The organism is Streptomyces sp. JH34, from assembly GCF_029428875.1.
In the GTDB taxonomy this organism is placed as follows: domain Bacteria; phylum Actinomycetota; class Actinomycetes; order Streptomycetales; family Streptomycetaceae; genus Streptomyces.
In genome coordinates this window covers 1,464,882-1,478,216 of record NZ_JAJSOO010000001.1, presented here as the reverse complement: position 1 = coordinate 1,478,216, position 13,335 = coordinate 1,464,882, and the positions used below count along the sequence as shown (strand labels likewise).

General features: G+C 69.8%; 12 protein-coding genes. 3 read left to right on the top strand and 9 right to left on the bottom strand.

The features are described 5' to 3' along the window. Positions 1 to 410 precede the first annotated feature (410 nt). The 5 genes from LWJ43_RS06585 to xylA form a co-directional block, all read right to left on the bottom strand. The gene (locus LWJ43_RS06585) at positions 411 to 1,790 is read right to left on the bottom strand and encodes a GH1 family beta-glucosidase (RefSeq protein WP_277331345.1); all 1,380 of its coding nucleotides are present in this window, start codon (positions 1,788 to 1,790) and stop codon (positions 411 to 413) included. Between the two features lie 10 nt (positions 1,791 to 1,800). Then, on the bottom strand, positions 1,801 to 2,655 hold the full coding sequence (locus LWJ43_RS06580) for a carbohydrate ABC transporter permease (RefSeq protein ID WP_277331344.1): 855 nt from the start codon (positions 2,653 to 2,655) through the stop codon (positions 1,801 to 1,803). A 5-nt stretch (positions 2,656 to 2,660) separates the two neighbouring features. Further along, complete coding sequence (locus LWJ43_RS06575; RefSeq protein WP_277331343.1) at positions 2,661 to 3,632, bottom strand: carbohydrate ABC transporter permease; 972 nt, start codon at positions 3,630 to 3,632, stop codon at positions 2,661 to 2,663. Positions 3,633 to 3,643: 11 nt separating this feature from the next. After that, on the bottom strand, positions 3,644 to 4,906 hold the full coding sequence (locus tag LWJ43_RS06570; RefSeq protein WP_277331342.1) for an ABC transporter substrate-binding protein: 1,263 nt from the start codon (positions 4,904 to 4,906) through the stop codon (positions 3,644 to 3,646). A gap of 148 nt (positions 4,907 to 5,054) precedes the next feature. Beyond that, positions 5,055 to 6,224, bottom strand: coding sequence for a xylose isomerase (gene xylA, locus LWJ43_RS06565; protein WP_277331341.1), 1,170 nt, complete (start codon positions 6,222 to 6,224; stop codon positions 5,055 to 5,057). A 325-nt stretch (positions 6,225 to 6,549) separates the two neighbouring features. Between xylA and yicI the strand changes: the two genes are divergently transcribed. Both yicI and LWJ43_RS06555 read left to right on the top strand, forming a co-directional pair. Then, positions 6,550 to 8,787 carry an alpha-xylosidase gene (yicI, locus tag LWJ43_RS06560; RefSeq protein ID WP_277331340.1) on the top strand — a complete coding sequence of 746 codons (2,238 nt, stop codon included), beginning with the start codon at positions 6,550 to 6,552 and terminating at the stop codon, positions 8,785 to 8,787. Positions 8,788 to 8,987: 200 nt separating this feature from the next. After that, positions 8,988 to 9,611 (top strand): histidine phosphatase family protein, encoded by a 624-nt coding sequence (locus tag LWJ43_RS06555; protein WP_277331339.1) that lies wholly within the window; start codon positions 8,988 to 8,990, stop codon positions 9,609 to 9,611. Between the two features lie 50 nt (positions 9,612 to 9,661). Here LWJ43_RS06555 and LWJ43_RS33040 read toward each other — a convergent pair whose 3' ends face one another. Further along, positions 9,662 to 9,943, bottom strand: a complete 282-nt coding sequence (locus LWJ43_RS33040) for a DUF397 domain-containing protein (protein ID WP_462100867.1) — start codon at positions 9,941 to 9,943, stop codon at positions 9,662 to 9,664. 44 nt (positions 9,944 to 9,987) lie between these two features. On the opposite strand from LWJ43_RS33040, the gene LWJ43_RS06545 reads away from it, so the two are divergent. Further along, positions 9,988 to 11,067, top strand: a complete 1,080-nt coding sequence (locus tag LWJ43_RS06545) for a lytic polysaccharide monooxygenase auxiliary activity family 9 protein (RefSeq protein WP_277331338.1) — start codon at positions 9,988 to 9,990, stop codon at positions 11,065 to 11,067. A gap of 79 nt (positions 11,068 to 11,146) precedes the next feature. Here LWJ43_RS06545 and lepB read toward each other — a convergent pair whose 3' ends face one another. The 3 genes from lepB to LWJ43_RS06530 all read right to left on the bottom strand — a co-directional run bounded on the left by lepB (position 11,147) and on the right by LWJ43_RS06530 (position 13,319). Further along, on the bottom strand, positions 11,147 to 11,815 hold the full coding sequence (gene lepB, locus LWJ43_RS06540; RefSeq protein WP_277331337.1) for a signal peptidase I: 669 nt from the start codon (positions 11,813 to 11,815) through the stop codon (positions 11,147 to 11,149). A gap of 120 nt (positions 11,816 to 11,935) precedes the next feature. Further along, positions 11,936 to 12,586 (bottom strand): class F sortase, encoded by a 651-nt coding sequence (locus tag LWJ43_RS06535; protein ID WP_277331336.1) that lies wholly within the window; start codon positions 12,584 to 12,586, stop codon positions 11,936 to 11,938. Between the two features lie 52 nt (positions 12,587 to 12,638). Continuing rightward, the gene (locus LWJ43_RS06530) at positions 12,639 to 13,319 is read right to left on the bottom strand and encodes a hypothetical protein (RefSeq protein WP_277331335.1); all 681 of its coding nucleotides are present in this window, start codon (positions 13,317 to 13,319) and stop codon (positions 12,639 to 12,641) included. Positions 13,320 to 13,335: the final 16 nt, after the last annotated feature.

Below are 13,335 nucleotides of genomic sequence, written 5' to 3'. Positions count from 1 at the left end.
GCGCGACACCGTACTGGGCCCGATGGCCGCGCTGCGTGTGGGTGCTCCGCCCCGCGGCGTCCGCCACCTGGAGTCCGTCGCACCGGCCGAGGCACGCGCGCTGCGCGCGACCCTCTGCGGACACGACCGGCAGGACGCCGGGAGGGCCGTCCTGGCCTGCGTCGAGCTCTACAGGCAGTGGCGCGACGACATCGGACGCAGCCCGAACGACGCCACCGGGCCGAGGAACTCGCCGTGGGGTATCTCCACGACGTCATCGCCGGGACCGTCGCCCCCGACGTCATTGCCGGGACCGTCGCCCCCGACGTCATCGCCGGGACCGTCACCCCGCACTGATCCCCGGAAACACGAAGCGGGGGCGTACGCGGCGTGGTGCTCGCGTACGCCCCCGGTCGTGAGCCGGCGGCCGGTCAGGCCTTGTGTGCGGCGATCAGCTGCTGATACCAGCGGTAGCTGTCCTTCGGGGTCCGCTCCAGGGTGTCGTAGTCGACCCGGATGATGCCGAACCGCTTCGCGTAGCCCAGCGCCCACTCGAAGTTGTCCAGCAACGACCACACGTAGTACCCGCGCACGTCGACACCGGCGTCCATCGCGGCCCGCAGCGCCGTCAGATGGGTACGCAGGTACTCCACCCGGTCCGCGTCGTGGACGGAGCCGTCCGCCTCGACACTGTCGAACTCCGCCGAGCCGTTCTCCGTGATGTGCACCGGAGGCAAGGCGTCGCCGTAGGTCTGCTTCAGCACGGTCAGCAGATCGGTGAAGGACTCCGGCACGACCGGCCAGCCCATCGCCGTCTTACGGACATCCGGGTAGTTCCCCTCCGCATACCGGTTGTCCGTGGCCACGCGCAGTGCCGGGTCCGCCTCACGGTGCGGGGCGGCGCCCACGACGATCGGGCGGTAGTAGTTGATGCCCAGGAAGTCCATCGGCTGGGAGATCAGCTCCAGGTCGCCCTCACGGCGGAAGTCCTGCCCCGTGATCAGCTCGCCCCAGGTCTCCTCCTCGGTGGCCGGGTAGCGGCCCGCGAGGAGCGGCTCGGTCCACACCAGGTTGTGCTGGGTGTCCGCCCGGACGACGGCCGCGAGGTCGGCGTCCGACTCGGTGGCCGGGACGTTGCGGTCCAGGTTGAGCGTGATGCCCGCCTCTCGGACACCCGCCGCGCGCAGCGCGTTCATCGCGTGCCCGTGGCCGACCAGGAGGTGGTGTGCGGCGGCCAGCGCCCCGCGGCCCTCCTGCGCGCCCGGCGCGTGGCGTCCCACCGAGTAGCCGAGGAACGCGCTGCACCAGGGCTCGTTGAGGGTGATCCAGCGCGGCACCCGGTCACCCAGGTGCTCGGCCATGATCGCCGTGTACTCGCCGAAGCGCTCCGCCGTCTCCCGTACCCGCCAGCCGCCCTTGTCCTCCAGGGCCTGCGGCAGGTCCCAGTGGTACAGGGTGGCGGCCGGCTCGATGCCCGCCTCGAGGAGCGAGTCGACGAGCCGGGAGTAGAAGTCCAGCCCCTTGGGGTTGACCGCGCCGCTGCCCGTGGCCTGGATACGGGACCAGGCGATGGAGAAGCGGTACGACTCCACGCCCAGGTCGCGCAGCAGCGCCACGTCCTCCGGGTAGCGGTGGTAGTGGTCGCAGGCGACGTCACCCGTGTCGCCGCCGTCCGTCCGTCCGGGCGTGTGGCTGTAGGTGTCCCAGATGGACGGGCCGCGGCCGTCTTCCTCCACGGCGCCCTCGATCTGGTACGAGGCCGTGGCCGCGCCGAAGACGAAGCCGGGCGGGAAGACCGGGAAGTCACTCATGGGGGAACCCTTACTTGACCGAGCCACCGGTGATACCGGCGGCTATGTACTTCTGTGACAGGACGAGGAGGACGGCGGCCGGTACCGCCGAGAGCACCGAGGCGGCCATGACCGAACCCCAGTCGCCGACGTGCGCGCCGATGTACTGGTAGATCCCCAGCGTGATCGGCTTGACGTCGTCCGTGGTGTTCAGCGTGAGCGCGAACATGAAGTCGCTCCACGCGTAGAGGAACGAGAACAGCCCGGCGGTGATCAGCGAGTTCCGGCTCATCGGCAGGACGACCTGGACGAACGTACGGAAGCGGCCCGCACCGTCCACCTCGGCGGCCTCGATGACCTCACGCGGGATCGACACCATGAACGAACGCATCAGCACGATCGCGAAGGGGATGCCCAGCGAGGCGTCCGCCAGCATCAGCCCGAAGTAGGAGTTCACCAGACCGAGGTCCACGTACGCGCTGTACAGGGCGTTCGCGATGACGATGCCCGGCACCATCTGCGTGATGAGCGTGCCGAAGACGATCGTCTTGCTGCCGCGCAGGTTGAACTGCGCCAGCCCGTACGCCGCCGGCGCGGAGATCGCCAGGCAGATGGCCACGGCCCCGAGCGCCACGGCCAGCGAGGTCAGCAGGTTGGTGCCCTGCTCGGTGATGGCGGACGTGAAGCCCGAGAAGTCCACCCCCGTCGGGACGGGGCCCACGTCGACCAGGCCCGCGTCGGGCTGCAGCGCGGTGTTGATCATCCAGTACAGCGGGAACAGCATCACCGCGAGGGCGACGACGCCGAAGACGGTCGCACCCCAGCGGCGCTTCGGCCGGTGGACGGCGGGAGCCGGGGCGGCGGAGATCTGGGTGGTGGTCGCCATGCCGGTCACTTCCCCTCGTTGCGGTTGACCCGCAGGTAGAACACCGCGAAGACGGCGGAGATCAGGATCAGGATGTTGCCGACCACGGCACCGGCCCCGAAGTCCATCTGGACGAAGGAGTTCTGGTACGTGAGCGTGCCGAGCGTCTGGGTGGAGTCGGCGGGCCCGCCGTCCGTGAGCGCGAGGACCAGGTCGAGGATCTTGACCGTCGACATGAAGCCCAGCACCAGCACCACGGTGATCACGGGCTTGAGCATCGGCAGGGTGACCGAGCGGAAGGTGCGCCAGGCGGAGGCGCCGTCGAGCGCGGCGGCCTCGTTGAGCTCCTTGGGGACCTCCTGGAGGCCGCCGTAGAGGATCACCATGTTGAACGGGATGCCGATCCAGATGTTCACCAGGATCACCGAGATCAGCGCCATGCTGGTGCTCGTCAGCCAGGGCGTGTCACCGGGGAGGCCGACGGTGCCCAGGAAGCTGTTGAGAACACCGGTGTCCTGGTCGAAGATGCGCCGCCACACGATGCCGGAGACGACCATCGGGACCAGCCACGGCAGCAGGATCAGCGAACGCAGGATCCCGTTCAGCGGGAAGCGGCGGGTGAAGAAGACCGCGAGGGCCAGGCCGATGCAGAACTGGCCGACCAGCGATCCGATCGTGAACAGGATGGTCTGCCACAGGGCCTTGCCGAACAGCCCGTCGTTGAAGACGTTGCTCCAGTTGTCCGTGCCGTTGAACGGCGCCTCACCGGTGAAGAAGGTGGACGGCGAGTAGTCCTGGAAGCTCATCACGATGTTGCGGACGAGCGGGTAGCCGAAGAACAGCGCCATGAAGATCACGGCCGGGGCGATGAACCCCCACTGGGCGAGCGACTTGCGCCGCCTGGCGTTCCGCGGGTTCACGGGCTTCCTGACCGCGTCGGCCTCGGGGGCCTTCGGGTCGGCCGGCAGCGCGGCGGCCGAGGCTGTGGTGGATGACATGGTTCGTTACCTCAGTTCCCGCTCGTGACCTGCTGCTGGGCACGCTTCAGGGCGGCCTCGCTGGACGCGCCGGTGAGCGCGGACTGGAAGGCGCTCTGCAGGGCCAGCGACACGGACGACCACTGCGCCCCGACCTTCGCGGTGCGGGACCGGGCCGTCGAGACCTGTCCGGCCAGGGCGGCCAGCTCGGGGGCCTTCGTGCGCCAGACGGCGGCGGCCTTGGTGTTCGCGGGGACCATCCAGCTGTTCAGAGCGTAGGTGATCTGCTCCTGCTCGCCCGCCATACAGCCGATGATCTTCGCGGCCGTCTTCTCGCGCTCGGTGTCGCCTGTGTTGGGCACGGTCAGCACACCGCCGCCCAGCGGACCGACCGAGTCGTCGCCCGCCTCGGGCACGGGGATCTCGGCGATGCCCCAGTCGAGCCCCTTCTTGGCGTTCAGGGTCTCGACCTGCCACGGGCCGTTGATCATCATGGCCGCGTTGCCTGCCATGAACTGGTCGTTCACGTCCGCCTGCGTCCAGTTGACCGTGGACTTGGAGAGCGAGCCGTCCTTCAGGAGGGCCTTCCAGTAGTCCAGGGCCTCGGCCACCTCGGGGGTGTCGAGCTTGGACTCGTCTCCGCCGTTGGACCACATGAACGGGGTGAACTGGAAGACACCGTCCTCCGCGCCGCCCGCGCTGAGCGCCAGGCCGTACCGCTTGCCCTGGGTCAGCTTCTTCGCGGTGGACTGCATCTCGGCCCAGGTCGTGGGCACCTTCAGCCCGGCCTTGTCGAGGGTGTCCTTGTTGTAGAACAGCGCCAGGGTGTTCACCGTGCGCGCGGCGCCGTAGTACTTCCCGTCGAACGAGCCGAAGTCGACGATCCCCTCGGGGATGTCCGTCGTGGTCAGCCCGAGGTCCTTCAGCGGGATGAGCCCGCCGGCCTCGGCGAAGGTCGGCATCTCGGACGCGTCCAGCTGGAGGACGTCCGGCAGCGACTTCGAGGACGCCATGCGCAGCGCCTTCGTCATCAGCTGCGCGGCCGGCACGCTCTGCTGCTCGATGGTGATCCCGAGCTGCTTGCTGCAGCGCTTGAGGGTGTCACCGTCCCAGCGGTGGTACGACTCGTCGGTCGAGGAGTTCATGACGGTGTAGACGTCTTCGTCCCGCTGCTGGCCGCACCCCGACAGAACGGTGCCGGCGACGATCGCGGAGACGACGGTGAGGGGGACGACGATCCGCCTGGTGCGGCGGCTGCGGCGTCGGATCCGCCCGTCCGGGGAAGGTTCTGTCACGGTGGTGCCCTTGCGGTAAGAGGGGGGCCGGCGCCCATGGGAACGCTCCCACGGGGTTGTCGTCAAGCCCTTGCGCGGATCCGGCGGTGTCACGGCAGGGAGGGGCGGGGCGCCCGGTGGGTTCCCGGGCACCCCTGTGCGTGGTGGGTCAGCGGACGCCGAGGAGGTGTTCCATGGCGAGCTGGTCGAGGGCTTCGAAGGCCATGGAGCGTTCCGCGGCGGCGGTGGCGTCGAAGTTCTCGTAGGCGGAGGTGTCGGCGAGGAGGGCCTTGAGGCCGTCGTCGGCGGTGGGGCGGGCGAGCTGGTCGAGGCGGGAGGCGGTCAGGGCCTCCTGGACGGCGGGATCCGCGCGGAAGGCGGCGGCGCGCTCCTTGAGGATGAGGTAGTTGCGCATGCAGTTCTTCGCGGACTCCCAGACCCCGTCGATGCCGTCGGTGCGCACGGGCTTGAAGTCGAAGTGCAGGCTGCCGTCGTAGCCCGCGGTCTCCAGCAGGTCGACGAGCCAGAACGCCTGGCGCAGGTCTCCGGCGCCGAAGCGGAAGTCCTGGTCGTACTTGATGCCGGACTGGCCGTTGAGGTCGATGTGGAAGAGCTTGCCGGCCCACAGGGCCTGCGCGATGCCGTGGGGGAAGTTCAGCCCGGCCATCTGCTCGTGACCGGTCTCCGGGTTCACCCCGACCAGCTCGGGGCGCTCGAGGCGCTCGATGAACGCCAGCGCGTGCCCGATCGTGGGCAGCAGGATGTCACCGCGGGGCTCGTTGGGCTTGGGCTCGATCGCGAACCGCAGGTCGTAGCCCTGCTCGGTGACGTAGTCGCCCAGCAGGTCGAAGGCCTCCTTCATCCGGTCCAGCGCCAGACGCACGTCCTTGGCACCCCCGGACTCCGCACCCTCACGCCCACCCCAGGCCACATAGGTGCTCGCGCCGAGCTCGGCGGCCAGATCGATGTTCCGGATGACCTTGCGCAACGCGAAACGCCGAACGTCACGGTCGTTCGAAGTGAACCCGCCGTCCTTGAACACCGGATGCGTGAACAGGTTCGTCGTCGCCATCGGGACCTTCATCCCGGTCCGCTCCAGCGCGTCCTTGAACCGCCCGACCAGCCGGGCCCGCTCCGCCTCGTCCGCCCCGAACGGGATCAGGTCGTCGTCATGGAACGTCACACCGTGCGCACCCAGCTCCGCGAGCCGCTCCACCGACTCCACCGGATCCAGCACCGGACGCGTCGCGTCACCGAACGGGTCATTGCCACGCCAGCCCACCGTCCACAGACCGAAGGTGAACCTGTCCGCGGGAGTGGGAGTGAAGCGGTCCGACATTGCACAGCCTCTTGTCGACGTCAGGCCCGGACGGCGTTCCTGCCGGGCAAGTCAATTTGTTTGCTTGCAGTACTAATACTGCATTCGGTCGAGGGTTTCTAGACCGTTTCCGTCACGTGTCGAACACGTGGCGCAAACATGGCCGGTCCGGGGCCCGGTGCCGCGCTTCGGCTTCTCGGGCAATACGGGAACTCCTGCCATGTTCCGGCCTTCTCGGTCAGATTTGTTTTGTGTACGATCAAAATCGAGAGGACCCGCAGCCGCGCTCGCCGCAGGCGCCCTGACGTCCCGCCCAGCACCTCCTGATCGGCTAAGGACCACCCCCATGAAGTTCACCGACGGCTTCTGGCAGATGCGCAGTGGTGTGCACGCCTCGTACGCCACGGAAGTCCGCGATGTCCGCCTCGACGACGACCGCCTCGCCGCCTACGCCGCTGTCAAGCGCGTCGAGCGCCGCGGCGACACGCTCAACGCCCCGCTGATCACCGTGGAGGCCCACGCCCCGGCCGAGGGTGTCATCGCGGTGCGACTCACCCACCACGCCGGCAGGCGCCGCAAGGGCCCCGACTTCGAACTGCCGGGCGCCGCGGCGCAGTCCGCCGCCACGACCCGCACCCAGGGCTCGACGGCCGAGCTGACCAGCGGCCCGCTCACCCTGCGGCTCCCCACCGAGGGCGCCTTCGGCCTGGAGTTCCTCGACGGGGACGGCCGGGTCCTGACCTCGGCCGGCCGCAAGGGCAGCGCCTTCGCCACCGTCGACGACGGCAGCCACCACATGTTCGCCCAACTCGCCCTCGGCGTCGGGGAGACCGTCCACGGACTCGGCGAGCGATTCACGCCGTACGTGAAGAACGGTCAGACCGTCGACATGTGGCAGGCCGACGGCGGCACCAGCAGCGAGCAGGCGTACAAGAACATCCCGTTCTACCTCTCCTCACGCGGCTACGGCGTCTTCGTCAACCACCCCGGCAAGGTCTCCTTCGAGGTCGGCTCCGAGGCCGTCGGACAGGTCCAGTTCAGCGTCGAGGACCAGACGCTGGAGTACTTCGTCGTCGCGGGGCCCACGCCGAAGGACGTCCTGTCCCGGTACGCCTCCCTGACCGGCCTCCCCGCGCTTCCCCCGGCCTGGTCGTTCGGCCTCTGGCTGACGACCTCCTTCACCACCTCGTACGACGAGGCCACCGTCACCTCCTTCGTGGACGGCATGGCGGAGCGCGGCATCCCGCTGAGCGTCTTCCACTTCGACTGCTTCTGGATGCGCGAGTACCAGTGGTGCGACTTCGAGTGGGACCCGGCCGTGTTCCCCGACCCCGAGGGCATGATCGCCCGGCTCAAGGACAAGGGCCTGAAGATCTGCGTCTGGATCAACCCGTACATCGGGCAGAAGAGCGCCCTGTACGAAGAGGGCGCCGAGAAGGGCTACTTCGTCCTGACGCCGGACGGTGACATCTGGCAGTGGGACAAGTGGCAGGCCGGCATGGCACTGGTCGACTTCACCAACCCCGAGGCCACCGCCTGGTTCCAGGCCAAGCTGAAGGTCCTCCTCGACCAGGGCGTCGACGGCTTCAAGACGGACTTCGGCGAGCGCATCCCGACGGACGTCGTCTGGCACGACGGCTCCGACACGGAGCGCATGCACAACTACTACACGCACCTCTACAACAAGGCCGTCTTCGAGCTCCTGGAGTCGGAGCGCGGCCAGGGCGAGGCCGTGCTCTTCGCCCGCTCGGCGGCAGCGGGCGGCCAGCAGTATCCGGTCCACTGGGGCGGCGACTGCTGGTCCTCCTTCGAGGCCATGGCCGAGTCCCTGCGCGGCGGCCTCTCGCTGTCCCTGTCCGGCTTCGGTTTCTGGAGCCACGACATCGGCGGCTTCGAGGGGACCCCGGACCCGGCGGTCTTCAAGCGCTGGCTGGCCTTCGGCCTGCTGTCCTCGCACAGCCGGCTGCACGGCTCGTCGTCGTACCGCGTGCCGTGGGAGTTCGGCGACGAGGCGGTGGACGTGGCCCGGCAGTTCACCCGCCTCAAGCACCGCCTCATGCCCTACCTGTACGGCGTCGCGGTCGAGGCCCACCGCACGGGCGTCCCGACGATGCGTCCGCTGCTGCTGGAGTTCCCGGACGACCCGACGGCCCGCACGGTGGACCGCGAGTACCTGCTGGGCCCGGACGTCCTGGTCGCCCCCGTCTTCACCGACGACGGCGAGGTCGAGTACTACGTGCCCGAGGGCACCTGGACCCACCTGCTGACGGGGGACACGGTCACCGGCCCCGCGTGGCGCCGCGAGACCCACGGCTTCGACAGCCTGCCCCTGCTGGTCCGCCAGGGCGCGGTCCTGGCGCTGGGCGCCGACGAGTCCCGCCCGGACGGCGAGTGGCTCGACGACCTCGAACTCCGCGTGTTCGCCCCCGCCGGAACGGCCGACTTCACCCGCACGGTGACCGTCCCCGACCGCACGAGCGCGGTCGCGGCGACGTACGAGGTGGTCTTCGAGGGCGGCGAGGCCCGTGTCACGACGGACACGGACCGGCCGTACACGGTCACGGTCGTTGGGGAGCGGGCCTGACGGCCACCGCCCCCTGATCCCCGCCCCGGCGGGCACCGGAGCGATCCGGTGCCCGCCGGGGCGGACGGCGCATGCCGTACGCGGGCGACGTCGCCGGGGCGAGCCGCCCCGCGCGGGGAGGGGCGGAATGCGATCGTGGGCCGGCAGGTTGCCACCAGTGGCACACACGTACGAACACGGCGCACAGAGCGGAAGTATCCATGGGCGAGTTGATCCTGATCCGGCACGGCGAGACCGAGTGGTCCCGGTCCGGGCAGCACACGAGCTGGACCGACCTGCCCCTGACCGAGCTGGGCGAGCGCCAGGCCCGCGCCCTCGTGCCGCTCCTCACCGAACGGGAGATCGGGCTCACCCTGGTCAGTCCCCTGCTCCGGGCCCGCCGCACCGCCGAACTGGCCGGCCTGAAGGCGCCCCGCGACACACCTGACCTGCGGGAGTGGGACTACGGGGCCTACGAGGGCATCACCACGGTCGAGATCCGGCGCACCCGTCCGGACTGGAACCTCTGGACCGACGGTGTCGCCACCGGCCCGGAGGGGCACCCCGGTGAGAGCCCGCAGGAGGTGGGCGACCGTGCGGACCGCATCCTGGCGGAGGTGCGGGCTGCGGCGTCCCGTCTCGGTGAAGCGGACATCGCACTGGTGGCCCACTCGCACTTCCTGCGCGTGCTCACCGCGCGCTACCTGCGACTGACACCCGCGAGCGGCGAACTGTTCCAGCTCGCCACCGGCGCGGTCTCACGCCTCGGCACGGAACACGGAAAGCCGGTCGTCACCGCGCTGAACATGTCGCTGCCCGAAAGGCTGTTCAACGCCATCAACTGACCTGGAGCGGCGCCGGCCTGGGGCGAGCCGCGCCCAGGCCGGCCGCACACCTACAGCGAGCCGCTCCTCACGGCGTCCACGAACGGTGCCCAGCCCGCGTCGGTGAAGGCGAGAGCCGGTCCGCCGGGAGTCTTGCTGTCACGGACGGGGACGATGCCGGGGAAGCCGTCGGCGACCTCGACGCACTCGCCGCCGTCGCCGTTGCTGTAGGAAGACTTGCGCCAAGCGGTCGTGCTCCCGTGTGTGGTGGTGAAAGCCGTTCCGCGCGAGGCGTTTACATGATTTGGGGTCGGCGCTAGCCTCCGATTATGGGAGCGCTCCCAAGCTCGCACAGCATCCCGGCCCCACCCGGCGCCGCAGCGAAGGGACGTACATCGTGATCCATCTGTCCAGACACCGATTACTGGTCGGCACCCGCCGAAGAGCAGTACTCCTCACCCTGCTCGCCCTGCTCACGACCATCCCCGCCCTCGGGCTCGTCCTCACCGCGGGGGAGAGGGCCGAGGCGCACGGCACGCCCATGAAGCCCGCCAGCCGCACCTTCCTCTGCTGGCAGGACGCGCTGACCGACACGGGTGAGATCAAGCCCGTGAACCCCGCCTGCAAGTCCGCCGCGCAGCAGAGCGGGACCACCCCGTTCTACAACTGGTTCTCCGTGCTGCGCTCGGACGGCGCCGGCCGTACCCGAGGCTTCGTGCCCGACGGTGAGCTGTGCAGCGGTGGCAACACCAACTTCACCGGGTTCAACAAGCCGAGCGCCGACTGGCCGGTGACCCACCTGACGGAGGGTGCCACCATCGACTTCTCGTACAACGCCTGGGCCGCGCACCCGGGTTGGTTCCACGTCTACATCACCAAGGACGGCTACGACCCCACCCAGGCGTTGACCTGGGACGACGTCGAGGAGTCACCCTTCCTGTCCATCGACCACCCGCCGCTCAACGGCAGCCCGGGCACGGTCGAGGCCGACTATCGGTGGACGGGTGCGCTGCCCGAGGGCAAGGACGGCCGCCACGTCATCTACATGGTGTGGCAGCGCTCCGACAGTCAGGAGACCTTCTACTCCTGCTCCGACGTGGTCTTCGACGGCGGCAACGGAGAGGTGACCGGGGTCAAGGACGGATCCGGCAGCACCCCGACCGAGCCCCCGCCCGGCGCGTGCACCGCCACCTGGACCACCACCGGCAGCTGGAACGGCGGGTACCAGTCGGAGGTGAAGGTCACCAACTCCGGCAACGTGCCCATGCTCGGCTGGATGGTGGAGTGGACGCAGCCCACCGGGCAGAGCGTCGCCAGCCTCTGGAGCGGAGCGATGACGACCCAGGGGCAGGAGGTGATGGTCCACAACGCGGGCTGGAACGGTTCGCTGGACCCCGGTGAATCCACGACCTTCGGCTATGTCTCGCAGGGTGGTGCTCCTGATTCCGCTCTCCGACTCGGCTGCAGGGTGGGCTGACCCCACGGTGTGAGACCGGCCGGTGCCCTGGCACGGAGAAGGGCACCGGCCGCGATCGGCGCGCGCGAGGTCCGCCCGGTCAGACGGGCGACGGCGGCCACACGGCCCTGGGGCGGCCGCGCCGCCGGGCGACGATCGCGGTCACGACCGCGGTGACGGCCAGAGCCAGGCCGAACAGCATCGAGAGTCCCAGGCCCGCGAGACCGGTCCGGTCGTGAAGTGTCCGGCCCAGGACGGCGGTGGCCGCGACCGTGCCGGACCGGTCGTCGAGGAAGGAGCGGGAGTCCCGGGCGTTGGCCCGGAAGTCGCCGAGCACGAAGATCCGGCCCTCGGGGACCATGACGTCGTACTCGAGAGCCATGCCGGACGGATCGCCGTCCTTGACGTACGGCTCGGCCAGCGGTGAGCCGTTCACCGTCACGGGCGCGCCGGAACGCTGCACGACGTGATCGCCGCCCGTCCCGATCACACGTCCCAGCACCGCCAGGCCCTCGTAGCGGTCCGGTACCCGGTAGAGCACGACGTCCCCGCGCCGCACGTCACGCGCCTCGATCCGTTCGAAGGTGACGCGCTCGCCGACGGAGTACGTCGGCTCCATGGAACCGCCGGACACCCGCGCCGTCGTCCAACCGGAGCCGAACAACGCCGCGGGCGCCACGATCAGCGCCGCTCCGATGGTCCCCGTGACCCACGCGGTGACGCGCAGCCCTCTTCCCGCCCGCCTCATGTCCAGCCTCTCCGAACGCACGTGCGGGGAGATTAGCCCATGTGACGCGAACAGCACGAACGGCCGGTACCTCGCCCCCGAGGCACCGACCGGTTCCGTGTGGCGCCCAGGCCGGAGGCACCTACTTCGTGTGGCTTCCGGTCAGGCCGCCTGCTTCTTGAGCGACGTGAGGTGGGCGAAGACGACAACGTTGGCCGAGTAGCCGTTCTTCTTGTCGAAGCGCCCGCCGCACGTCATGAGTCTGAGCTCCGGACGACCGGTGGCGCCGTATACCTTCTCGTCGGGGAACTTGTCCTTCGTGTAGGTCTTCACCTCGTCGACGGTGAACACCGCGATCCGCCGGTCGGCCCGGGTCACCTTCACGGTGTCACCCCGGCGCAGGACGTTGAGATTGAGGAAGATCGCCGGCCCCGTCGCGGTGTCGCGGTGGCCGACGAGCAGGGACGTACCCGCCTCTCCGGGGGACGGTCCCTTGCGGAACCAGCCCACCAGCTTCGGCTTGCTCAGCGGCGGGGCGCCCAGGCGGCCCTTCTCGTCCAGGCTGAGGCCGGTGACCGGGGCCTCGATGTAGATCGCGGGAATGGCGACCTTCACCGGACGGGAGTGCACCAGCGGCGCGTGCGAGGCGGGCACCTTCTTCGGCGGCGTGTGAGGTGCTCGCTCGAAGGGCGGTGCCCCGCCGCCCGCGGCATCGCTGCCGCGGGCGGCGGTGACCGACGAGGCGTCCTCGGGCGAGTCCGAACCCGCCCACACGATGCCGGTCACCAGCGAGAAGGTCACGCACAGGGTCATCGTGAGCCGGCATGCACGGCTCGGACCCCGCCGTCGCCGTCGGCCGCGCGTGTTATGCCTCGTTGCGGGCACGACGGCGTGCGGATCGACGGACCATGATCAGCCCCGCGATTCCGGCGGCACCGGCCACCAGGGCGGCCGAGGCGCCGACGTTCGACTCGCCCTCCGAGCTGACGCCCTCCATGTCGGGCACGCCGCCGCCACCCGCGGGCACGGCGCCGGACGGCTTGTCGTACTTCTTCTCGTGGTGCTTCTCCGACGACGAGGACGAGTCCCGGCCCTCACCCTCCGCGCGGTTGCCGCCCTGGCCGCGCTCGGAGCAGTCGACCTCGAAGCCCTTCGTCTTCTGGCCCGAGGGGGTGACCCACAGCAGCTGGTAGGTGCCCTCCGGGAGCAGGTATTCCTGGCTGCGGGCCTTGCCGTCGACGAGGGGGAGGGTGGCCGACAGCGTGGCCGGGGGGTCGGACGGGGGCTGCTTGGTGATCGTCCAGAGGACCGAGGGGAGCGACGAGAAGTTGTTCGCCACGAGGGCGAACTGGCAGACCTCGACCCCGTTGCGGTCACCGCGCGAGTGCCAGCCGAGGGAGCTGATGTCGATGTCACCGCTGTCGCCGGGCGCGGCGAGCGCGGCAGGGGCTCCGGCCAGGGTGACGACGCCGGCAGCGGCGACCGCAGCGGCCACGGTGGTGCCCATGCGGATGCTGCGGGAGCGGAGGGAAGCGGAAGTGCGCATGCTGGGCTCCTTCAAG